Source organism: Mesorhizobium sp. PAMC28654 (assembly GCF_020616515.1).
In the GTDB taxonomy this organism is placed as follows: domain Bacteria; phylum Pseudomonadota; class Alphaproteobacteria; order Rhizobiales; family Rhizobiaceae; genus Mesorhizobium.
The window spans coordinates 1,451,617-1,474,184 of record NZ_CP085135.1 but is presented as its reverse complement, the minus strand read 5'-3'; the positions used below and the strand labels follow the sequence as shown (position 1 = coordinate 1,474,184).

Here is a 22,568-nt window from a genome sequence, read left to right as displayed (position 1 = left end):
GGAGGGCAAGCCGGCTGCCTGGCGCCAGAGCGACACCGGCATGATTGCGGCCAGCACCGGCCGGATTGTCAGCGGATCAAGAAGGGATGACTGGCCCTTGTCTGGTCGGGCCAAGGCTTTTCCGCCTCAAAGGTACTGTTCGACCTTCTTGCCGACGGTTAGGAAGCGCAGGGGGTCGATCGCTTCGCCGTTGTGGCGGACCTCATAGTGCAGATGCGGGCCGGTCGAGCGGCCGCTGCTGCCGGTCTTGCCGATGACGTCGCCGGCATTGAGTTTCTGGCCTACGGTGACGTCGATCTCGCTCAGATGCCCGTAGCGCGTGGCGAAACCGTTGCCGTGATCCACTTCCACCATGCGGCCATAGCCACCGTTCCAACCGGCCTTGGTGACGACACCAGGCGCCGTGACCTTGGCCGGCATACCGATCGGCGCCCTGAAATCCATGCCCGAATGCAGCGCGGCGGTGCCGAGGATAGGGTCGGTGCGCACGCCGAACGGGCTGGTGACGGAATGGCCAGGCGCGGGGTTGGCGAGCGGCAGCCGACGGGCTTCCTTCTTGAGCTGGTCGAGCGTGTCCAGCGCCTCGTCCAGTTCCTTGACCTTGCTGTCGAAGATCATCGAACTGTCGAGCGGTATCAGCGGTCCGCCGACATCGCTGTCGCTCTTGCCGAAATCGCTGTCCACCGGCAGGCCGGCCGCCGCAAGTGCCTGGGTGATCGCGTCGGCGCTTTTGTAGGCATTGTCGGCAAGCGTGGTGACACGCGTAAGCTGATCGTTCTCGATGTTTTTGAGCGACTGGTTGATCGACACGAACAGCTTGTCGGCGCGGTCTGCCGACGATTCGCTGGGTAACGGATCGGAGCGTGTCGACCACAGCGAGAAAGGTCTTGTGTCGCCGGCGCTCAGGCTGGCGACGGAATAGGTCTGGGCTATCTGGCCGATGTTGCCGGTCGCGTCGGCATGCTGGTCAGGCTTTTCGACCGGCGCGGGAGCGGCGGCGGGCTGCGTTCCGACTTCGCTTTCCGCGCGTTCGATGAGGGGCCCAAGGCGGCCATGGCGCTGACTGAGCTGGGTCTGCCGTTGCAGCAACTCGCTGACCTTGGTTTCCATGAGCTGCTGGTCGAGAAGCTGCCGGCTGGTGATGCGGTCGACCTGGGCGCGAAGCGCCGATATGCGATCCTCGTAAGCCTGCTGCATGCGCGCTTGTCGTGCCGTCGTGGCGCCGATCAGATCGTCGCGCAGCACGAGGTAGGAGGTCGCCAGCAGATAACCTATGGCCATCGCGGCCAGCGCGGAGCCGAGGAATGCCGCTATCCAGGGGCGTACGGTAAAGTGCCGGATTTGATCGCCCCGGGCGATGATGATCGTGTGGGGCTCCTTGCGCCTGCCGAAGACCGCTGACTGACCGGTTACGTTCACGGGACCAAGCTTTCGTTTACGATACAGCGACAGTCCGAGTACACATTATTAAGGTTAACAAAGCTTTGTCGGACCAGGTCTCCGGCTGGGATTGCCCGCAAAGCGGGTGGCCGGTTGTAGAAGTGCGCCCTGGCCAAGCAAAAGCCCCGCCGCTCGAACAAGCGACGGGGCCAACTCCCGGCTGTTTCAGCCGCGTGAAAGCGGGTTCAAAGCGCGCGAACGGCCTCGAGAACCTCTTCCGCGTGGCCTTTTACACGAACCTTCCGCCATACCCTGGCAATGCGGCCATCGCGGCCGATCAGGAACGTTGCGCGTTCGACGCCCATGTATTTTCGGCCATACATCGATTTTTCGACCCACAAATGGTAGGCCTCGATCACCTTGCGCTCCTCGTCGGCCGCCAGGTCGATGGTGAGGCTGTATTTGGACTTGAATTTGTCGTGTTTCTTCGTGCTGTCCGGCGACAGGCCGATCACGACGGCGCCGGCTTTTTCGAATTCAGGCTTCAGTTGCGAAAAGCTTATCGCCTCTTGCGTGCAGCTTGTGGTGTCGTCCTGTGGATAAAAATAGAGAACCACCGGCTTTCCTGACAATGCCGCAAGGCTAAGCGTTCCTCCGCCATCGCGCGGAAGGTCGAATTGCGGCGCAAGATCGCCTACGTCAAGATCAGCCATATCGATGCCCTTGTTTGAGGTTACGCGCGAAGTCGCACCGATATAGTGTCAGCCGGGGATTCGTCCACGTCGAGTTCATACAACGGAAGATTCCTTGGATCAGGAGCAACCGCAGCACGAGAAGATCAAGTTCAGGCGTGACGAGATCACAGATCTGGGCGCTCTCCCGTCCGCGTGCCGTGTACCGCCGCTCGGTCAGGCGTCGATCGGTCGCGGCTTTCGTATTCTCGGGCGCTTGGTCGCAGGCCTTTCGACTGTCGTTCTGTTGGCGGCTGCTATTGTTTATCTGATCGGCGTGTCTGGGGTTGGCTCCGAACGACTGCGAGCCGAAGCGGAGACCGCGATCGAAAAACTGGCCGGTCTCGATGTCAATGCGGCGATCGGGCCTGCTCGCATCACGCTTGACGGATCGAGCTTCGTTGCGCTGCAGGTGAGCGATGTCATCCTGAAGACGGCCGATGGCAAGCCGATGGCCGACGCCGGACGTGTTCGTTTCGGCGTGCGCCTGATACCGCTGCTTTGGGGCGAGGTGCGGCTTACCAGCGCCAGGATTTCCGACGCCCACGTCGTTGTGGCGTCAATGCCGTCAGGTGGCGACTGGACGAGCGCTTTGCGCAATGCCGACGGACTCATCGATCCAGACAAGCTGTCCGCGACGACTTTTGAAAACGTCAACCTCGCGCTGGACGCGGTGCGCGAGGATTCGATGCGCCGGATCGACCTTCACAATGTCGAGTTCATGATGCCGGAGGCTGGCTCGGTCAAATCGGTCATGGTCGCGGACGCCACCGTTCAGCAATCCGGATCCGCGGGCATGGAGCTCTCATCCAGCCTCAGTGTTGATGGCCGGGCGCTGACGATTGCGGCTTCCGCTACACGCAATGCGGCGACGCGGCGCGTGACAACGCTCGAGGCAAGCGTTGAAATTGCTGACTCCGCCGACGTCGCGGCAGCGACGGGTGGCAGGATCGGTGCCGTTGTGTTGAGGCTGAAGGGGGTACAGGGCACAGGCGACAACACGTCGCGGCTGACGGCCTCCCTGTCATTGACCGGGTCCGTGCTCGATCTCGGTCCACGCGGGTTGCTTGCGTCCGATGTTGGTCTCGATGCCACCCTCGTGCCCGGCAGCAACAAGATCCAGGTGGACAGGTTGCTGTTGAAGACCGGGCGATCGACATTTGATTTCGCGGGCTCTATCGGGCCGAAACCGGCCACCAGCGCAGCGGGTGACGAACCATCCTACCGTTATGATCTGACCAGTGACGGTTCGACGCTGTCGCCTTCGGACTCGCCCGAACCGGCCCTTGGCTTCATCGCCCGGATCGCCGGTGTCTATCAGACCAAAAGCCACAAGCTCGTGGCGGAGCAGATCGGGATCAGGTCCGGCTCCACAAGCGAGGCGTTGGGTACCGCGTCCGTCGAATTCGTCGACGGAAAGGCGCCGGGCGTGTCGATGGCCGTCAACATCCACGATATGCCGGTTTCTCACGTCAAGCAGTTATGGCCTTGGTTTTCCGCGCGTGGCGCGAGGCTCTGGGTGCTGGAGAACCTGTTCGGGGGTCGCGTCGTCGATGCAAATCTGCAGTTCCAGGTGCTTCCAGGGCGGCTTGGCAATGGTGTCCCGCTAGGCCCCGAAGAAGTATTCGGTCGCTTCCAGGTCGAGGGCGCGCGTTTCGACACGGCCGGTCGCATTCCGCCGATACGTGACGCTGTCGGCGTGGTTTCGTTCCATGGCAACGATGTCGATATCGCGCTGTCTTCGGGCACTGTCTTCATGCCCAGCGGCCGCACCGTTGCGGCCAGCAATGGCACGCTAACAGTCAAGGCGGCGAACCTGCCGCCTGTCATCGGTTCGCTTGACATTGATGTTGCCGGCGAGGCCCCGGCGGTTGCCGAACTCGCGTCTTACGAGCCGATCAACGCCATGCGTCATGTCGGTTTTGCGGCGGAAGACCTGTCAGGTTCGGTGACGGGGCACGTCAGGGCGGATATCCCCCTTACGTCCGGAGTCGACACCTCGAAACTCGATTGGCTGGTGTCACTTGACTACACGGGGCTTTCGCTGGCCAAGCCGTTCGAAGGCCAGACGGTCACGAACGCCGACGGCACCATCACGGTGGAGCCCGACAAGGCCGTCATTTCCGCCAAGGCGCTGCTGAATGGCATCCCGGCTGAACTTGACCTGATCGAGCCGCTCAAGGATGACGGTCCGCCGCGCAGCAGGAAAGTCGCGCTCGTGCTCGACGACAAGACGCGGGCAAGCGCCGTGCCGGGCCTTTCGCCGCTGCTTTCCGGAACGATCAAGGTGGCGATAGACAAGAGCGGCGATGGCAACCAGAATGTCTCGGCGGATCTGACAAACGCCAAGCTGGACATCCCCTGGGCGGGCTGGAGCAAGGGACCCGGAATCCCCGCCAGTGTGACCTTCGTCATGACGAAATCCGGCGACACCACCACACTGTCCAATTTCGACCTGGATGGAAAGACCTTCTCGATCGAGGGCACCGTGGTGCTGGTCAACAACGGCTTGTCGTCGGCGCGGTTCAGCAAGGTCACCTTGAACAGGGACGATGATGTTGCCGTGTCGGTCAAGCGGTCGGGCAAGTCCTATACGGTCGACATATCAGGCAATGCGCTGGATGCTCGCTCGTTGATCAAGCAGTTCACTTCCGATGTCGACACGGCCACAAGGACCACCGGTTCCGATGCGATTTCCGTCAGCGCCAATGTGGATTCCCTGACCGGTTTCCACGACGAGAAACTGTCGAATCTGAAACTGGACTACAGTGCCGCGGGCTCCAGGGTGAACGGGCTGAAGGTCAGCGCCACGGCCAGTTCCGGTGCCGCCATAGCCATCAGCAACACCACCGGGGACGGCAGGCGCGCCCTAAATGTGAAATCGGCTGACGCCGGGGCCATACTGCGCTTCCTCAACATCTACGAGCACATGGAGGGCGGGTCGATCACGCTGGCGCTGGCCGGCGCGAGTGACGGCCCGATGACGGGCCAGGTGGATACCAGCGATTTCTTCGTCGTGAACGAGCCCAAGCTCGCATCGATAGTCTCGACCACGCCGGCTGGCGACAAGCGCAGCCTGAACGAGGCGGTCAAAGGCAATCTTGATACGTCGCGGGTGAAATTCGAACGCGGCTTTGCCGAGATCGAGAAGGGCAGCGGCTATCTTAAGCTGGCAAACGGCGTGTTGCGTGGCCCGAGGATCGGCACAACCTTCCAGGGCACGCTCTATGATCAAAACAACAACATGGACATGACCGGCACGTTCATGCCGGCCTATGGCCTCAACCGCATTTTCGGCGAGCTTCCGCTGGTCGGGGTGCTGTTGGGCAATGGCCGCGATCGCGGCCTGATCGGCGTCACCTACCGGCTGAAGGGCAATGCCAACAAGCCGGTCCTCGACATAAATCCACTGTCAGTGATCGCCCCCGGAATATTCCGGTCGATCTTCGAATATCGGTAGACCATGGTGACCTGAAAGCCGAGAGATCCACCCCGATCATCGGGATGGATCAGGCCCAATCAGACCGGCCGCACCAGGATGTGTTTTTTCCTGCCGAGTGAGAGCTTTAGGACGTTTTCCGGACTCAGATCCTGAAGCGTCACTACCGGCGATCATCCGAAACAGGCTGGTCGTTGAGGCGCACCGCGCCGCCCTGTATATGCCGCCGCGCCTCGCCGTTGGAGGCCGCGAGCCCCGCGCTGACGAACAATGACAGAATGCCGACGCCAGCTTCAAGCGACGCCTTGGCGATCTCTACGGTGGGCAGGGTCTCTGCCAGTGAGCCTTCCTCGAATGTCTTGCGCGCGGTTTCGCTGGCCGCGTCCGCGGCTTCGCGACCGTGCAGCAAGGCGGTGATTTCGGTGGCGAGGATTTTCTTGGCCTCGTTGATCTCGGATCCGCCGAGCTTCTGCAGCCGTGCGACTTCGTCCAGCGGCAACGTCGTGTAGAGCTTCAGGAAACGGCCGACGTCCGCATCCTCGGTGTTGCGCCAATACTGCCAGAACTCGTACGGGCTCAACATCTCGGCATCGAGCCAGACGGCGCCGGAGGCGGACTTGCCCATCTTGGCGCCGGAGGAGGTGGTCAGCAGCGGCGTGGTCAATGCATAGAGTTGCGCGTCTTCCATGCGGCGGCCAAGGTCGATGCCGTTGATGATGTTACCCCACTGGTCGGAGCCGCCCATCTGCAACCGGCAGCCGAGACGCTTGTACAGTTCGACGAAATCGTAGGCCTGCAGGATCATGTAGTTGAATTCGAGAAACGACAGCGACTGTTCGCGGTCGAGCCTGAGCTTGACTGAGTCGAAGGCGAGCATCCTGTTGACGGAAAAGTGCCGGCCGACATCGCGCAGGAAATTGACGTAGTTGATCTCCATCAGCCAATCGGCATTGTTGATCATGACCGCGTCGTTCGGACCGGTGCCGAATTTGAGGTAGGGCATGAAGTTGCGGCGGATGCCGGCGAGATTATCGTCGATGTCCTGTGGGGTGAGAAGTTTGCGCGCCTCATCCTTGAAGGACGGGTCGCCGATCATCGAGGTGCCGCCGCCCATCAGCGCGATCGGCCTGTGGCCGGTTTGCTGCAGCCAGTGCAGCATCATGATCTGGATCAGTGAGCCGGCATGCAGGCTCTTCGCGGTCGCGTCGAACCCGATATAGGCGGTGACCGTTTCCTTGGCGAAAAGCTGGTCGAGGCCGGCATCATCCGAAGTCTGGTGGATGAAACCGCGCTCGCTCATCGTGCGCAGGAAGTCGGATTTGAAGGCGGACATGTTTTCTTTCCCGAAAGCTCCGGCCGATGCTGCTCGGCCGTGGCGTGCATGAACGCGCGCGTTTAGCACCCAAGCGCGATCAGCAAAAGTGGAATCCGGTTTTGCGTCCGATCGCGCTTGATCGGGGAATTCGCGATCAGCAAAAGTGGAATCCGGTTTTGCGTCCGATCGCTCTTCCGGGGCAAGATTGGCGATCAGCAAAAATGACAACACGATTTTGTGGATGGCATCACAAATCGGATAGCGAATGGCGCTGCGCGGCCAGGACTTGGAACGGTTTTCAGGATACATCAACGATCCCTGAAACGACGCCGCATATGGCGAGGATGCTTGCGTCATCGTTTCCGCTGGCGTAATGAGGCGCCGCGCCGCCAGGTTCTTGCAGCTCAAAGTCTGGAATGGCACCGCACGGCACCCATCGAATGCCATATCCCGCGACAGAGCCCCAGATGACATGCCGGACGCATTGATATCCATTGTCATTCCTTGCAGGAACGAAGCGGCGAACCTGCCGCTTTTGCTTGATGAGATCGGCGCTGCGATGACGGGGCGCACCTTCGAGGTGATCGTCGTCAACGACGGATCGACCGACGAAACCACTGCCGTTCTTGCCGCCCAGGCATCCATTCGTCCGTTTCCGCTGCGCCATCTCAGGCACGAGAAGTCCGCTGGGCAGTCCTTGTCCCTGCGCTCGGGCGCATGGGCGGCACGGGGCGATATCGTCGCCACCATCGATGGTGACGGCCAGAACGATCCAAAATACATTCCGGTGCTGGTCGACGCGTTGCGGCAGGCTGGGCCCGGTTTCGGCGCGGCGCAGGGACAGCGCCTCAAGCGCCGCGATAGCAAGGTCAAGCAACTGGCCTCCCGTTTCGCCAATTGGTTGCGGAATGCCATCCTGCACGACGAGACGCGCGACACCGGGTGCGGACTGAAGGCTGTTCACGCGGATATTATCCGCAAGCTGCCTTTCTTCGATGGCACGCATCGCTTTGTTCCGGCACTGGTCATCCAGGAAGGATTTCGTGTGGTTCACTGCGACGTCGTCGATCGGTCACGTCGGCACGGCAGCTCGAACTACGGAATTTTCGACCGCGGCCTGCAGGGCGCGCTTGATCTCGGTGGTGTCTGGTGGCTGCGGCGCAGGCGCCGGAGGATGCCCAAGGTAGAGGAGGTCAGGCATGGGTAACGTGCTTCAGGGGGTGGCGACCTGGATACACCAGGTTTTCGTCATGCAGTTCGATGGCTGGATTCTGCTCGGCTTTGTCGCCCAGTTCTTCTTCACCATGCGTTTCGTGGTGCAGTGGGTCGCGTCGGAAAAGGCAAAGCGCAGCGTGGTGCCGATCGCTTTCTGGTTCTTCTCGCTGTTCGGCGGTGGCCTGCTGCTGGTCTATGCCATCCACAGGAAGGATCCCGTGTTCATCGCGGGCCAAGCCATGGGCATGTTCATCTACATTCGTAATCTCTGGCTGATCGCCAATGAGCGTAAGTCGGCGGCGATGACCAAAGTTGACTGAGCGGCCTGCCGCATTGAAGGCAAAGGGTTCGAGGGGCTGGGATATGAACAGGAACTACATCTTTCTCTTCCTGTTCAGCGTGCTGATGACGGTTTCGGGTCTGGCGGCGCTGCCGCCGCTCGACCGCGATGAGCCTCGGTTCGTCCAGGCCACCAAGCAGATGGCCGAGACCGGCAATTATGTCGACATCCGGTTCCAGGAAGGCACGCGCTACCAGAAGCCGATCGGAATCTACTGGTTGCAGTCGGCGGCCGTGATCCTCAGCGGCCAGGGGGCCGAGGCGCCGATCTGGGTGTACCGCCTGGTTTCGGTCCTCGGTATCGCCATCGCCGTTGTCGCGACCGCCTGGACGGGCGCCAATCTCTTCGGCGCCAATGCCGGTGTCGCCGCCGGCCTTATCATGGCCGCCATTTTCGCGACCGCCTTCGAGGGGCGGGACGCCAAGACCGATGCCATGCTCCTGGCCTGCTGCGTTGTGGCGCAAGGCGCGCTGGCGCAGATCTATATGGCTTCGCGCGGGAATGAAGCCGTGCCCAGTCGTTTGCGATGGATGTTCTGGGTCGCGCAGGGCGCGGGAATCCTGATCAAGGGGCCGATTACGCCACTGATATCGGCATTGACCATCGCCGTGCTGTTCGCCTTCGAGCGCGACTGGCGCTGGCTGTCGAAGCTGAAGGCCGGACGCGGTCTCGCCCTCGTTCTCCTCATCGTTCTGCCCTGGCTCGCCCTCATCACCTGGAAAAGCGGCGGCGCTTTCCTGCAGCAGGCTGTCGGCAAGGATCTGATGGGCAAGGTGGCGCAGGGCGCGGAATCGCATGGCGTACCGCCCGGCTTCTATGTGCTGACCTACTCCCTGTTCATGTGGCCGTTCGGCCTGATGGCGGTGGGCGCCGGGCTCCAGGGGATCAATCGGCTGCGCGATGATCCTCGGGTCCGCTTCTGCCTCGCCTGGTACATTCCGTTCTGGCTTGTCTTCGAGTTGATCCCGACAAAGCTGCCGCACTATGTGTTGCCGGCCTATCCCGCCATGGCTCTGCTGGTCGAATGGCTCTTGACCTTGTCGCCCCAGGAAGCGAATACGCCGCTGAAACGTTGGCAGGTATGGCTGTGGTGGGCGACTGCCTTTGGCCTGGCCGCGGTCACCATCGGCATTGCCGTACTGAGTATCGGCGCACCGATCTATCTTGCGCATACTTTTTCCTGGTGGAGCATTCCGGCGGCGGCCGCCGTGCTCGCGGCCGGCTATCTGGCGTTCTCGCGCAAGCTGCAGGTTCCGGTCAGCCGCATCGGCGCCGCCGCGGCCTGCGCGGGCGTTGGCTATGCCCTCTTGTTCGGCGTCATCGCGCCGTCCTTGAAACCCATCTGGCTGAGCCCGGCGATCGAAGCCGCCGTGCGCGCGAATCGTCCTTGCGACACGACGGTGCTGGCTTCGGCGGGCTTTCAGGAGCCAAGCCTGGTGTTCCTGGCCGGCACGAACACGCTCCTGACCGATGTGAAAGGTGTCGCCCAACATCTGCTTGCCGATCCTGCCTGTGCCCTGGCGCTGGCGCCAGTAAAACAAGAGCAGGAGCTGAATGGCGTCTTGGCGGGGCAGGGCAAGGCGGCGAACCGCGTCGCCATGATCGACGGCATCAACTATTCGTCAGGAGAAAAGATGTCGCTTGGTCTCTACCGGATGGCAAACTGATTTGGGCGCGGCTTTGCGGTATGCGATGGTGGAGCCATGAGCGTCGGTCAGGGTGTCACGGTTTCCCGTCAAGGCCTGTTGGCGCGGTCGGCCGGCAATTTCCGAAAGACGATGTCAATCATCCGCGGACGGATGAAGCGGCGGCCTGGCGTCTATTCGCATGTGTCGTGGCCTGCCTGGCTGGCCCTCTACGTCGTGCTGACGGCCGCGGGCTTCATGTTGCTTGATGCCGCCGCGGCGGGGTGGCGGCATGGATTGGCGCCAAGCGTCGTGGCCCTCGCCGAACACTCCACGGATTTTGGCCTCGGCGGCTGGTATCTCATACCGCCGGCGATAATGCTGATGGCCGCCAACCTGCTGAACTGGCAGGCGCTATCGAGACGATGGTGCATGCTTGCCTATAACTGGACAAGCTTCGCCTTCTTCATGCTGAGTGCCGCCGGCCTGTCGGGCCTGGCTGTGACGATTCTCAAGCACATCTTCGGTCGGGCGCGGCCAAATGTGGATGATATGGGGGTCTTTTCCTTCCACCCGTTTGCCTTCAGCGCCAGTTTTGCCAGTTTTCCGTCCGGCCATGCGACGATGGTCGGTTCCGCGGCCGGAATGCTGCTTCTGCTCGCCCCGCGATGGGTGAAATATGTTCTTGTGGCTTTCACCGTTTGGATCGCGGTGACGCGTGTCGTGGTCGGGATGCACTACCCGAGCGATACGATCGCAGGCTTCGGTCTGGGCATTGGCTGCACGGTCATCGTGGCACTGGTGTTCGCGCGCCTGGGATTCATCTTCCAGCAGATGCGCGTGGGGTTGCCGGTCTGCAGGGACACATTCAGGCTTCGTTTTACGGCGAACCCGCGCATCCCAGTCAAACGCGACGCGTCATAGGCCAGCTATTGGCTGTCCAGGCCGCCGAAGGACCGCACCAGACGGGCCATTTCGGTTTTATCGTCGTTTTCCATGCCCTTGGCGACGCCAACGCGATCGGCGACCGGACGGTTCTGGCTGACTTTCCACTTGCCGCGCATGTCCGTGATCTCGATCTCCAGCCCGACAATGCCCTTGATCTGCGACTGGATGAATGGAACTGGAGCGTCGGTGACCGCCCAGGGAGCTTCGCGACGGCCTTCCTGGGATGCTGTCAGCTCGGTGATCTGCTGGGCCAGCCAGTCCTGGTCCTCGATCACCCTGACCATGCCGCGCACCTGGACCATGGCGTAATTCCATGTCGGCACGACTTTGCCGGTCTCGCGCTTGGTCTCGTACCAGGATGGCGTCACATAGCTGTCCACACCCTGGAAAACGATGAGCACGGGCGATGCCGGGTTCTCCGCCAGAAGACGCCATTGTGGATTGGCCCTGGCAAGATGCGCGCGCAGCCTGCCGTTCGGCGACAAGTCGGCGTCGAGCAGGAACGGGAGCAGGTTCGCGACCGGCCCCTCCGATCCATTGGAAATCAGCATGCCAAGCGGGTGCGCGCGTAGCAGCCCGTGCAGCATATCCGGCCGTATTTCCTGGAAAAGAGGGGGCTCGTACATCGCGATCCGCTGACCTTTCCTACCTCAGCCGCTTCGGCCGTGGATCCGACAATTCGCCGGCAAGCCGGCGGTCGAGATAATCGGCGCATTCCTCCAGCAGAAGATCGGCGTCGTTGGCGAAGAAATGGTTCGCTCCCGGCAAAGTCTTCTGGGTGATGGTGATGCCCTTCTGCGTGTGCAACTTGTCGACGAGGCCCTGGACGTCCTTTGGCGGCGCGACCTTGTCGGCATCGCCATGGATGATCAGGCCGGACGAGGGGCAGGGCGCCAGGAACGAGAAGTCATAGGTGTTGGGCTGCGGTGCGATCGAGATGAAGCCTTCGATCTCCGGCCGGCGCATCAGAAGCTGCATGCCGATCCACGAGCCGAACGAATAGCCCGCGACCCAGCAGCTCTTGGAGTCCGGATGTAGCGACTGGACCCAGTCGAGCGCCGCGGCGGCGTCCGACAATTCGCCCGTGCCGTGGTCGAACTCGCCCTGGCTGCGTCCAATGCCGCGAAAATTGAAGCGAAGCGTGGTGAAATTCCGCTTCTGGAACATATAGAAGAGGTCGTAGACAATCTTGTTGTTCATCGTGCCGCCGAACTGTGGGTGCGGGTGCAGGACGATGGCGATCGGCGCGCTCTTTTCCTTGGACGGCTGATAGCGACCTTCCAGGCGACCAGCCGGACCGGTGAAAATGACCTCAGGCATAAAATACTCCACTTGGCATACAAATGCGCGGCGCCCGGAACAACTTTTCCTCTGGCCTTGACGCAGGGCGAGCGTCTTCTTAGAAGCTAGTTTAGAATTGTTCAAAACTGGATGGCCAAAAAACAGCTTGTCCATCCACGCCGCAAGCCGCGTAAATAGGACGGCTCGCCTTGGAATTTCAAGGAAATAACGCGATACGCTCGCGGAATGGCTTTTGACGGGACCAATTGAAGGCAAATGACCGCGACACGCGCCTATCTCGACTACAATGCCAGCGCGCCGCTGCTAGCCTCGGCGCGTGAGGCCATGGTTGCGGCGCTCGACATCTCGGCCAACCCGTCGTCGGTCCATGGCGAGGGGCGCGCTGCGCGGCGGCTGATCGAGAATGCCAGGCGCGATGTGGCGGCGCTGGTAAGCGCCAGGCCCGAGCATATCGTGTTCACCTCCGGCGCCACGGAAGCGGCTTCGACATTGCTGACCCCGGACTGGCGAATGGGACGCGGCGCGGTGCGCATGAGCCGTCTCTACGTTTGCAAGGCCGACCACCCCTGCATCTTGAATGGCGGAGGCTTTCCGGCCGCGCTGGTGATGCGGATTGGCGTTGACGCCAACGGCTTACTCGACCTTGGCGCATTGGCTGCGGCCCTGGCCGCCCACGACAAGGCCGAAGGCCTGCCGCTTGTGGCTGTCCATGCCGCCAATAACGAGACCGGTGTCATCCAGCCAGTCGGTCGCATCGCTGAGATCGTCAAGGCTGCTGGTGGCATTCTGATTGTTGATGCCGTCCAGGCGGCAGGGCGCATTCACATAGACATGTCAGCGGGTTACGGCGATTATCTGATTCTGTCTTCGCACAAGATCGGCGGCCCCAAGGGTGTCGGCGCCATCGCCGCCTTGTCCGACCTGATGATGCCGAAGCCGCTGATCAATGGTGGTGGCCAGGAGAAGGGCCATCGCGGCGGCACCGAGAACCTGGCTGGGATTGCTGGCTTTGGGGCGGCGGGGCGGGAAGCGCTGGCCGGGCTGAAGGACATCGACGGCGTGCGGCATCGCCGCGACGAGATCGAGGCCATCATGAAAACCCTGGTGCCGGACGCGGAAATCTTTGGAACTGGCGCGACACGGCTTGCCAATACGACATTCTTCGCTATTGCGGGCGTCAAGGCTGAAACGGCGCAGATTGCCTTCGATCTTGCTGGCGTCGCCCTGTCGGCCGGCTCAGCCTGTTCATCGGGCAAGGTCGGGCCAAGCCATGTGCTGAAGGCCATGGGACATGGCGACAGCCTGGGAGCCCTGCGCGTTTCGATCGGCGCGGCGACCAGCACCGCAGACATCGCATTGTTTCGTGCCGCCCTCGCTGGAATAGCCTCCCGCCGGGCGACCAGGGAACAAGCCGCTTGAACGCGGCGGAAATGAATTCGGGCCTCAGGGCCTGGTAGAGCCGTGCGTTTTGAGCTGGCCGGGTGAAATTCCGGCGGAAACGCACTATATGGAACTTACGCCGCCTCCGGTGCCTCGGGTGCTGTTTGGCGTTGTCATAGTTTGAAAACTGTCGGGCCTTGACCCCGGCGTGGATGGAGAACGCTGATGCCTGCTGTGCAGGACACGATCGATCGGGTCCGAAAGATCGACGTCGACCAATACAAATATGGATTCGAGACCGAAATCGCTGTCGACAAGGCTCCCAAGGGCCTGAGCGAAGAGATCATTCGTTTCATCTCGGCGAAGAAGGATGAGCCATCCTGGATGCTGGAATGGCGTCTGGAAGCCTACCGCCGCTGGCTGACGCTGGAGGAGCCCACATGGGCGCGCGTCCACTACCCAAAGATCGATTTTCAGGACATCTATTTCTACGCGGCGCCCAAGAGCACGCCCGGGCCGACTTCGCTGAGCGATGTCGATCCCGAGCTGCTGAAGGTCTATGAGAAGCTCGGTATCCCGTTGAGGGAGCAGGAAATCCTCGCCGGCGTGCAGAAGACCGATGCCTCGGAACTCGAGGAACCTAGCGACAATGTCTACAAATCTGGTCGAGTCGCTGTTGATGCGGTGTTCGATTCCGTTTCCGTTGTCACCACCTTCAAGAAGGAACTGGCACAGGCCGGCGTCATCTTCTGCTCGATCTCGGAAGCCATCCGTGAGCATCCGGAGCTCGTGAAGAAGTATCTCGGTTCAGTCGTGCCGACCTCCGACAACTATTATGCGACGTTGAATTCCGCCGTGTTCACCGACGGTTCCTTCGTGTTCGTGCCCAAGGGCGTGCGCTGCCCGATGGAGCTGTCGACCTATTTCCGCATGAACGAGAAGAACACTGGCCAGTTCGAGCGCACGCTGATCATCGCCGAGGAGGGGGCCTACGTCTCCTATCTCGAGGGCTGCACTGCGCCGCAACGCGACGAGAACCAGCTTCATGCCGCGGTCGTCGAGCTGGTCGCGCTTGACGATGCCGAGATCAAATACTCGACCGTGCAGAACTGGTACCCCGGCGACGCCGAGGGCAAAGGCGGCATCTACAACTTCGTCACCAAGCGCGGCGACTGCCGTGGCGACCGTTCGAAGATCTCGTGGACGCAGGTCGAAACCGGTTCGGCCATCACCTGGAAATATCCGAGCTGCATCCTGCGCGGCGACGATTCGTCAGGCGAGTTCTATTCGATCGCCGTCTCGAACGGTTACCAGCAGGTCGATAGCGGCACCAAGATGATCCATCTCGGCAAGAACACGTCGAGCCGCATCATTTCCAAAGGCATCGCCGCCGGCTTCTCGCAGAACACCTATCGCGGTCAGGTCTCGGCGCATCGCAAGGCAACCAATGCCCGCAACTTCACCAATTGCGACTCGCTGCTGATCGGCGACCAGTGCGGCGCGCACACCGTGCCTTACATGGAAGCCAAGAACTCGACGGCGCAGTTCGAGCATGAAGCGACGACGTCGAAGATTTCCGAGGACCAGAAATTCTACGTCATGCAGCGCGGCATCCCGGAAGAAGAGGCGATCGCGCTGATCGTCAACGGCTTCGTCAAGGATGTCATCCAGCAACTGCCGATGGAATTCGCCGTCGAAGCGCAGAAGCTGATCGGCATCTCGCTTGAGGGAAGCGTGGGATGACCGGGGAGGCGTGGTTCAGGCCGAAGCGCTTCGGTTATGGCGCGACGCCCAGCAACTGGAAGGGTTGGGCTTTTGTCGGCCTGTTCATCCTTGTCGTTGTGGCCGTGGTGGCGGTCACGATTGCGAAGGGGCTAACGGCCTGGCTCACCATCCTCATTATTCTTGCCCTCACGGGCGCAATCATACCGTTCATAAAAGCCAAAACCGACGGCGAATGGCGCTGGCGCTGGCATTGAACGAAAACTTTGTGAAACGGACCGAATATGCTTGAGATCAAGAACCTGCATGCCCGCATCGCCTCGACCGGCACGGAGATCATCCGCGGCCTGAACCTGACGGTGAAAGCCGGCGAGGTCGCCGCCATCATGGGCCCGAACGGCTCGGGAAAGTCGACGCTGTCCTATATTCTCGCGGGTCGCGACGATTACGAGGTCACCGAGGGTGACATCCTCTACAATGGCCAGTCGATCCTCGAAATGGATCCGGCCGAGCGCGCCACCGCTGGCATCTTCCTGGCCTTCCAGTATCCGATGGAGATACCGGGCGTGGCGACGATGGAATTCCTGAAAGTGGCGATGAACGAGCAGCGCAAGGCGCGCGGCGAGGAGCCATTGAAGATTCCGGAATTCCTCAGGCGCGTGAAGGAAGCAGCGGCGTCGCTCAACATGGACATGGCGATGCTGAAGCGGCCGCTCAATGTTGGTTTCTCCGGCGGCGAGAAGAAGCGGGCCGAGATCCTGCAGATGAAGTTGCTGGAGCCAAAGCTCTGCGTGCTCGACGAGACCGATTCCGGCCTCGATATCGACGCCTTGAAGATCGTGTCTGACGGCGTCAATGCGCTGCGTTCGCCGGAACGCGCCATCGTTGTCATCACCCATTACCAGCGCCTGCTCGATCACATCGTGCCGGATACGGTGCACGTGCTCTACAAGGGGCAGGTCATCAAATCAGGCGACAAATCGCTGGCGCTCGACCTTGAAGCCAATGGCTATGCCGGCGTGATCGGCGAAGCCGCGTGAGATGCCAGAAGGCAAGGCGAAACTGATGAATATGCATACACAACCCCAGCGGACACTGGCCGAGACGGCCATCATCGACGCTTTCGGCGAGCGCTTGTCGCTGCTGCCGGGTGATGGCGCCGTCATGCTGAAGCGCGACGACGCGATCGAGGCGATCAAGGGCGGCCTGCCGACGCGGCGCGTCGAATCCTGGCACTACACCGACCTGCGCCGCCTGTTGACGTCGGTGCCGGATTTCGATCCGACAGCCAGCGTGAAGGCCGTTGCGCCGATCGTCGATGGCTCTGCCATTTTGCCCCTCCTCAACGGGGTGTCGACGACAAAAATGCCTTCTATCGAAGGTGTCACCATTCAACGCCTGACGGAGAAACTGACCGACGGCAGCATCGCTCCGGGGCTCGATCCCTATGGAACCGACGATGCGATCGGCGCCTTGAACACCGCTTTCGTCGCCGACGGCTATTTCGTCGACATCGGTGACGGCACCAAGCTTGAGAAGCCGATCGAATTGCAGAACCTGCAGGCCGGCGGCCAGACGCATGTGCGCCTTCCGGTGCGCGTCGGCGCCGATGCCAGGGCGACCATTGTCGAGCGCCAGGCGGGCGAGGGCAGCGGCCTGACGAGCTCGGTCAGCCAGCTAGTGCTGGGCGAGGGCGCCGAAGTGACGTGGCTGATCGTTCAGGAACAGCCGGAGACGGCAACGCACCTGGCCCAGTTCAAGGCGCATCTCGGCAAGAATTCGAAGCTGACGCTGTTCTTCATGAATGCAGGTGGCAAGCTGGTGCGCCAGGAGATTGTGGTCAAGACGACCGGCGAAGGCGCCGATTTCAAGCTGCGCGGCATCAATCTTCTTGCCGGCGACACCCACACGGATGTGACCATGGTGCTCGACCATGCCGTGCCACGCACGACGTCGACGGAGATCATCCGCAACGTGGTGACGGGCAAGGCGCATGGCGTGTTCCAGGGCCGCATCAACGTTCATCAATACGCCCAGAAGACCAACGCCAAGATGGCTTGCAACACGCTGCTTTTGTCTGATGATGGCGAGTTCTCGACCAAGCCGGAACTTGAAATCTTCGCCGACGACGTCGTCTGCGGCCATGGCGCGACGGTCACCGAGATCGACCACGACCATCTGTTCTATCTGATGGCTCGTGGTGTCGACGAGAAGAGCGCGCGCGGCCTTCTGGTGAAGGCGTTCGTGGCGGAAGTGATCGAGGAACTGGACGACGAAACCATCGTCGACGCGCTGGAAGCACGGCTCGATGGCTGGTTCGTGGCGCATGGGTGAGGAGCGGTCGGCGTAGCCGGCAAAAAGCCAACGATTTGGCTTTTTGAGCGACGAACGCCCGGAGCCATAGCGAAGGGCCGGCTGACGCTGAAGCCCGGGTATTGAAAGACAGGCGATGGACCAGAAACTCGAAAACATACCTTACGACGTCGAAGCGATCCGTCGCGATTTCCCGATCCTGTCGCGGGAAGTCTACGGCAAGCCGCTGGTCTATCTCGACAATGGCGCTTCGGCGCAGAAGCCGCGGGTGGTGCTGGATACGATCCAGCATGCCTACAGCCAGGAATACGCCAACGTCCATCGCGGCCTGCACTTCCTGTCCAATGCGGCGACCGACGCCTACGAGAAGGCGCGCGAGACGGTTCGTCGCTTCCTCAACGCGCCGAGCACGGACAACATCATCTTCACCTCGAACACGACCTCGGCGATCAACACGGTCGCCTATGGCTATGGCATGCCCAACATCGGCGAGGGCGACGAGATCGTGCTGTCGATCATGGAGCACCACTCCAACATCGTCCCCTGGCATTTCATTCGCGAGCGGCAGGGCGCCAAGCTGGTATGGGTGCCGGTCGACGACCTCGGTGCCTTCCACATCGAGGAATTCGAGAAGCGCCTGACCGACCGCACCAAGCTGGTCGCCATCACACAGATGTCGAATGCACTAGGCACGGTGACGCCGATCAAGGAGATCGTGCGCATCGCGCATGCGCGTGGAATTCCCGTACTCGTCGACGGCAGCCAGAGCGCTGTCCATATGCCGATCGACGTGCAGGATCTCGACTGCGATTTCTTCGTCTTCACCGGCCACAAGGTCTACGGCCCCTCAGGCATCGGCGTACTCTACGGCAAGAAGGACATTCTTGCGGGCATGCGCCCCTTCATGGGTGGCGGCGAAATGATCGAGGAGGTGACGGAAGACATCGTCACCTACAACGAGCCGCCGCACCGTTTCGAGGCCGGCACGCCACCGATCGTTCAGGCGATCGGTCTAGGCGCCGCGCTCGACTACATGGAAAGCGTTGGCCGCGACCGCATCGCCGCGCATGAGACCGATCTGAAGGACTATGCGCATGAGCGGCTGCGCGCCATCAACTCGCTGCGCATCTTCGGCGACGCCCCGGGCAAGGGTGCCATCATCTCCTTTGAACTGCAGGGTATTCATGCCCATGACGTGTCGATGGTGATAGACAGGCAAGGCGTTGCCGTACGTGCCGGCACGCATTGCGCCCAGCCGCTGTTGAAACGGTTTGGCGTAACCTCCACATGCAGGGCATCGTTCGGCATGTATAATACCAGGGCCGAAGTCGACGCTTTGGCCGAGGCGCTTGAAAAAGCGCGCAAATTTTTTGGATGACGACCATGGATGATGCGAGCATCGCTGCCGAAACCACCCCGGATACCGCCGCCAAGAGCGTCGTTTCCGCCTCGGCTATCCCCGCCGACGAACTGGCGCGGCTGACCGACGACATCGTCTCGGCGCTGAAGACCGTCTACGACCCGGAAATCCCGGCCGACATCTACGAGCTCGGTCTCATCTACAAGATAGACATCGAAGACGACCGCTCGGTCAAGATCGACATGACGTTGACCGCGCCCGGCTGTCCGGTGGCCGGCGAAATGCCCGGCTGGGTCGAAAATGCCGTTGGCGCCGTCGAGGGCGTTTCCGGCGTCGAGGTCAAGATGACCTTCGATCCGCCATGGTCGCCCGACCGCATGTCGGAAGAGGCGCAGGTGGCGGTCGGCTGGTATTGAGGCTGCCTATTTGACGCCTTGACCATAGGCTCTGGCATACGCTCTGATTATCCCTGAGAACCGATCAAAACTTAGGCGAACTCCGGGCGTGGCTGCCCAAAACCCGAACGCAATCCAAAGCTCGTCATTCTTTAACAGACGAAGGAATCGTGTTCGCCGGGGAAATTTAAGAGTGCCAACGGCGCTGGGTTTCAGTTTAAGCATTACCGCCATCGGGCGTTTTATGGAGAGCCCTCCGCGTAATGATCTGACGCTTTCGACCGCGGACCATGGAATTGTTTCGGTTGTGACGTTCGAATCTTGCAAACCGGCGGGAGACAAAACGACTCTGCGTTTTTGCCACACAATTTGATAGATAAATAGCACGACAAGAGCCCAGAGGAAAAAACTTAAAATAACAGAAAGTATTCCGCCGAATAAATCTGCAGTATAGAATATAACAATAGAAAATAACGAGAAAGCAATAGAGAGTATGATCAGCCCCAAAAGGCTTTCCAGTGTCATGTTCAGGTCGTTGTGAAAAACGGTGATGCCGCCAATATCGAAAGTGCCTTCGTCAAATTCGGAGGCCGCCTTGTTGCTGCCTGTCAAGAGTGCGCCTCCCAAGATGCCAAGACAGGAAGTTAACAGCTGGGATAATCTAGGGTAATCAAGATCGTGGCATTGACGCGTGAGGTTTTTCGAACGGCGTATGGTGGCCGCTGGCAGTTCCGGGGTTGCGCCGGCCAACAATCTTCACCATTTTAAGGCAAGACTCATTCCGCAGGCCTTGAACCTGCGTGAACGCGGAGAAAAAGAATGGGACGCTTCGCCGTCATCACGATGACCGAAAAGGCCGCCGACCGGGTCCGCGAGATCGTCGCGACCCGTGACAATGCGCATGGCATTCGCCTGGGCATCAAGAAGGGTGGCTGCGCCGGCATGGAATACACGGTCGATCTCGTGACCGAGCCCAACACCAAGGACGACCATATCGAGCGCGATGGTGCGCATGTCTACGTCGCTCCCGAGGCAGCCCTTTTCCTGTTCGGCACCGAGATGGATTTCGAACAGACGACATTGCGCACCGGCTTCACCTTCCACAACCCGAACCAGAGTTCGGCCTGCGGCTGCGGCGAATCGGTCGAGTTGAAGCCGGCTGACCTCAAGGCGTTGGCCGAAGCGCGCGCGTCGGCCTGAGTTTCCGTTCTCCCGTAAACGGGGCGAAGACAATCACTCCACCCACATTCCCGTCCGCTTGTGCCAGTCGGCGATCGATTCCTCCGGATAGACGTCGAATGTCTTGTCGCCCCTGCCGACATCAGGCTCGACCCAGTTCGCCTTGTACTTCAGCATCAGATGCACCTTGCTTGGCGGCTTGGGCAGGTCGCTGTCGATTGCCGAGGCGAAGGGATGTACCAGCTCCGGCCAGGTCGGATCATAGAGCCACAGCGCCGACCCGCATTTGCGGCAGAAATTCCGCTCGCCTGACGAGACTTCGCAATGCGGATGGTCGTCGTCCTCGATCTTCGCTCGATAGACGCCGATGTTTCTCTTTCCCCGGATGTTCAAAGTCGCGCTGTCGGCGCCGAGATTGATGGCGAAACCGCCGCCGCCCTGCTGTTTGCGGCAGATCGAGCAGTAGCACAGCATGAACGGCACCGGCGTGTGGCTTTCCACCTCGAAGCGGACAGCATTGCACCGGCAGGAACCCTTGAGCAGAAGCGGCATGGCAAAACTCCGGTGAGTTCTCGTCAACTTGTCGGCAGCGTTTTGGTTGCGGCGATGACATGGCTCAAACCTGGTGACATGATCGCCGGATGGACAATGAGCGCATAGAAGAACTTTTCCAGAGCCTCGGCCCGGTCAGCATCCGAAAACTGTTCGGCGGCAAGGGCATCTATTCGGACGGCGTCATTGTCGCCATCGTGCTGCGCGGCGAATTGATGCTGAAGGCGGACGAGCAGAGCGCTGGCGACTTCGAAGCCGCCGGCTGCACGCAATGGGCCTATACCGGATCCCGCCATGGCAAGCTGGTCTCCATGCCCTACTGGAGCGTTCCCGATAGTGCCTTCGACGATCTGGAAGAGATGGCTGTGTGGGCGCGCCGGGCCTATGAGGCCGGGCGGCGCGCCGGTAAATAGCGCTGCCTGGTATTACAGCGCCTTGGCGATCCTTGCCGCGAGCCGCGCATTGTTCTCGACCAGCGCGATGTTGGTCTTGAGGCTTCGGCCGCCAGTCAGTTCGAGGATCTTTGACAGCAGGAACGGCGTCACCGCCTTGCCGGTGATGTTCTGCGCCACGGCGGCCTTTTGCGCGGCTTCGATATAGCCGGCCATCTCACCGGCGGGGATCTCGTGGTTCTCCGGCACCGGATTGGCGATCAGCACGCCGCCGCCAAGCCCGAGCGCCTGTCGGATCTTGTAGAAATGCGCGATGTCTTCCGGCGCATGCAAGGTCAGCGGCGCGCGGAACGGCGACTGGCGCGACCAGAAGGCCGGCATCATCTCGCAGCCATGGCCGACAACCGGAACGCCGCGCGTTTCCAGCACTTCGAGCGTCTTTTCGATGTCGAGGATGGCCTTGGCGCCGGCCGACACCACGATGACAGGCGTGCGCGCCAACTCGTCCAGATCGGCTGATATGTCGAAACTCTTTTCGGCGCCCTTGTGCACGCCGCCGATGCCGCCGGTGGCGAATACCTTGATGCCCACCATATGCGCCGCGATCATGGTGGCGGCGACGGTGGTACCGCCGGTGCGCCCTTGCGCGACGGCAAAGCCGAGGTCGGCACGCGACAGCTTCATCGCGTCGCCGGTCATCGCCAGCGACTCCCGCTCGCCATCGGAGAGGCCGATCTTGATGCGGCCTGCAACGACGGCGATTGTCGCCGGCACCGCGCCGCCATCGCTGATGATCCTTTCGACATCCGCGGCCATCGCGCCATTGTCGGGGTAGGGCATGCCGTGGGTGATGATGGTGCTTTCCAGCGCTACCACCGGCCGACCCGCGGCCAGCGCCTGTGCCACGGGCTCGTGAATGTCGATGAAGGGGCGGGCGGTCTCAGGGGTCATGTCTATCTCCAATCCGAGGCGCTATGCGT

At 61.2% G+C, this 22,568-nt stretch carries 22 protein-coding genes and 1 pseudogene; 15 read left to right on the top strand and 8 right to left on the bottom strand.

Translation table 11 applies throughout. The features are described 5' to 3' along the window. Positions 1-126: 126 nt before the first annotated feature. Both LGH82_RS07580 and LGH82_RS07575 read right to left on the bottom strand, forming a co-directional pair. Entirely contained in the window at positions 127-1,419 is a 1,293-nt protein-coding gene (locus LGH82_RS07580; protein ID WP_227347933.1) for a M23 family metallopeptidase, read from the bottom strand. A 206-nt stretch (positions 1,420-1,625) separates the two neighbouring features. Beyond that, positions 1,626-2,093, bottom strand: coding sequence for a peroxiredoxin (locus tag LGH82_RS07575; RefSeq protein WP_227347932.1), 468 nt, complete (start codon positions 2,091-2,093; stop codon positions 1,626-1,628). A 94-nt stretch (positions 2,094-2,187) separates the two neighbouring features. On the opposite strand from LGH82_RS07575, the gene LGH82_RS07570 reads away from it, so the two are divergent. Continuing rightward, complete coding sequence (locus LGH82_RS07570; RefSeq protein ID WP_227347931.1) at positions 2,188-5,571, top strand: DUF3971 domain-containing protein; 3,384 nt, start codon at positions 2,188-2,190, stop codon at positions 5,569-5,571. Between the two features lie 59 nt (positions 5,572-5,630). Here LGH82_RS07570 and tyrS read toward each other — a convergent pair. Beyond that, positions 5,631-6,883 (bottom strand): annotated as a pseudogene (gene tyrS, locus LGH82_RS07565) (tyrosine--tRNA ligase). A 26-nt stretch (positions 6,884-6,909) separates the two neighbouring features. Here tyrS and LGH82_RS07560 point away from each other — a divergent pair. The 5 genes from LGH82_RS07560 to LGH82_RS07540 all read left to right on the top strand — a co-directional run bounded on the left by LGH82_RS07560 (position 6,910) and on the right by LGH82_RS07540 (position 10,969). Then, positions 6,910-7,239 carry a hypothetical protein gene (locus LGH82_RS07560; RefSeq protein WP_227347930.1) on the top strand — a complete coding sequence of 110 codons (330 nt, stop codon included), beginning with the start codon at positions 6,910-6,912 and terminating at the stop codon, positions 7,237-7,239. Between the two features lie 98 nt (positions 7,240-7,337). After that, positions 7,338-8,072, top strand: a complete 735-nt coding sequence (locus LGH82_RS07555) for a glycosyltransferase family 2 protein (RefSeq protein ID WP_227347929.1) — start codon at positions 7,338-7,340, stop codon at positions 8,070-8,072. Beyond that, positions 8,065-8,400, top strand: coding sequence for a lipid-A-disaccharide synthase N-terminal domain-containing protein (locus LGH82_RS07550; protein WP_227347928.1), 336 nt, complete (start codon positions 8,065-8,067; stop codon positions 8,398-8,400). The genes LGH82_RS07555 and LGH82_RS07550 overlap by 8 nt, the downstream gene beginning before the upstream one ends. A gap of 43 nt (positions 8,401-8,443) precedes the next feature. Beyond that, positions 8,444-10,087, top strand: a complete 1,644-nt coding sequence (locus LGH82_RS07545; protein ID WP_227347927.1) for an ArnT family glycosyltransferase — start codon at positions 8,444-8,446, stop codon at positions 10,085-10,087. A 270-nt stretch (positions 10,088-10,357) separates the two neighbouring features. Next, on the top strand, positions 10,358-10,969 hold the full coding sequence (locus tag LGH82_RS07540) for a phosphatase PAP2 family protein (RefSeq protein ID WP_227347926.1): 612 nt from the start codon (positions 10,358-10,360) through the stop codon (positions 10,967-10,969). A gap of 5 nt (positions 10,970-10,974) precedes the next feature. Here LGH82_RS07540 and LGH82_RS07535 read toward each other — a convergent pair whose 3' ends face one another. Together LGH82_RS07535 and LGH82_RS07530 are read right to left on the bottom strand one after the other, a co-directional pair. Then, positions 10,975-11,619, bottom strand: a complete 645-nt coding sequence (locus LGH82_RS07535) for an FMN-binding negative transcriptional regulator (protein WP_227347925.1) — start codon at positions 11,617-11,619, stop codon at positions 10,975-10,977. A 19-nt stretch (positions 11,620-11,638) separates the two neighbouring features. Next, positions 11,639-12,313: an alpha/beta hydrolase gene (locus tag LGH82_RS07530; RefSeq protein ID WP_227347924.1), complete on the bottom strand. Its 675-nt coding sequence runs from the start codon at positions 12,311-12,313 to the stop codon at positions 11,639-11,641. Between the two features lie 237 nt (positions 12,314-12,550). Between LGH82_RS07530 and LGH82_RS07525 the strand changes: the two genes are divergently transcribed. From LGH82_RS07525 to LGH82_RS07495, 7 genes are all read left to right on the top strand, one after another. After that, positions 12,551-13,714, top strand: a complete 1,164-nt coding sequence (locus LGH82_RS07525) for a cysteine desulfurase family protein (protein ID WP_227347923.1) — start codon at positions 12,551-12,553, stop codon at positions 13,712-13,714. 186 nt (positions 13,715-13,900) lie between these two features. Beyond that, entirely contained in the window at positions 13,901-15,418 is a 1,518-nt protein-coding gene (sufB, locus tag LGH82_RS07520) for a Fe-S cluster assembly protein SufB (RefSeq protein WP_227347922.1), read from the top strand. Then, on the top strand, positions 15,415-15,654 hold the full coding sequence (locus tag LGH82_RS07515) for a hypothetical protein (RefSeq protein WP_227347921.1): 240 nt from the start codon (positions 15,415-15,417) through the stop codon (positions 15,652-15,654). The genes sufB and LGH82_RS07515 overlap by 4 nt, the downstream gene beginning before the upstream one ends. A gap of 27 nt (positions 15,655-15,681) precedes the next feature. Next, positions 15,682-16,437, top strand: coding sequence for a Fe-S cluster assembly ATPase SufC (gene sufC / locus LGH82_RS07510; protein ID WP_227347920.1), 756 nt, complete (start codon positions 15,682-15,684; stop codon positions 16,435-16,437). A gap of 25 nt (positions 16,438-16,462) precedes the next feature. Then, positions 16,463-17,731, top strand: coding sequence for a Fe-S cluster assembly protein SufD (sufD, locus tag LGH82_RS07505; protein WP_227347919.1), 1,269 nt, complete (start codon positions 16,463-16,465; stop codon positions 17,729-17,731). A 115-nt stretch (positions 17,732-17,846) separates the two neighbouring features. Further along, positions 17,847-19,088, top strand: coding sequence for a cysteine desulfurase (locus LGH82_RS07500; protein ID WP_227347918.1), 1,242 nt, complete (start codon positions 17,847-17,849; stop codon positions 19,086-19,088). A 5-nt stretch (positions 19,089-19,093) separates the two neighbouring features. Next, complete coding sequence (locus LGH82_RS07495) at positions 19,094-19,486, top strand: SUF system Fe-S cluster assembly protein (RefSeq protein ID WP_227347917.1); 393 nt, start codon at positions 19,094-19,096, stop codon at positions 19,484-19,486. A gap of 6 nt (positions 19,487-19,492) precedes the next feature. On the opposite strand, the gene LGH82_RS07490 is transcribed toward LGH82_RS07495, so the two are convergent. Beyond that, positions 19,493-20,077 (bottom strand): hypothetical protein, encoded by a 585-nt coding sequence (locus tag LGH82_RS07490; RefSeq protein ID WP_227347916.1) that lies wholly within the window; start codon positions 20,075-20,077, stop codon positions 19,493-19,495. A 207-nt stretch (positions 20,078-20,284) separates the two neighbouring features. On the opposite strand from LGH82_RS07490, the gene sufA reads away from it, so the two are divergent. Further along, positions 20,285-20,665, top strand: coding sequence for a Fe-S cluster assembly scaffold SufA (gene sufA / locus LGH82_RS07485; RefSeq protein WP_013532156.1), 381 nt, complete (start codon positions 20,285-20,287; stop codon positions 20,663-20,665). A gap of 33 nt (positions 20,666-20,698) precedes the next feature. Here the strand turns inward: sufA and LGH82_RS07480 are convergent, their stop codons facing one another. Continuing rightward, positions 20,699-21,196: a GFA family protein gene (locus tag LGH82_RS07480; RefSeq protein ID WP_227347915.1), complete on the bottom strand. Its 498-nt coding sequence runs from the start codon at positions 21,194-21,196 to the stop codon at positions 20,699-20,701. An 89-nt stretch (positions 21,197-21,285) separates the two neighbouring features. Here LGH82_RS07480 and LGH82_RS07475 point away from each other — a divergent pair, with 89 nt between their 5' ends. Continuing rightward, on the top strand, positions 21,286-21,609 hold the full coding sequence (locus LGH82_RS07475; protein ID WP_227347914.1) for a TfoX/Sxy family protein: 324 nt from the start codon (positions 21,286-21,288) through the stop codon (positions 21,607-21,609). A gap of 12 nt (positions 21,610-21,621) precedes the next feature. On the opposite strand, the gene LGH82_RS07470 is transcribed toward LGH82_RS07475, so the two are convergent. Beyond that, positions 21,622-22,539, bottom strand: a complete 918-nt coding sequence (locus tag LGH82_RS07470; protein WP_227347913.1) for a pseudouridine-5'-phosphate glycosidase — start codon at positions 22,537-22,539, stop codon at positions 21,622-21,624. Between the last annotated feature and the right edge of the window lie 29 nt (positions 22,540-22,568).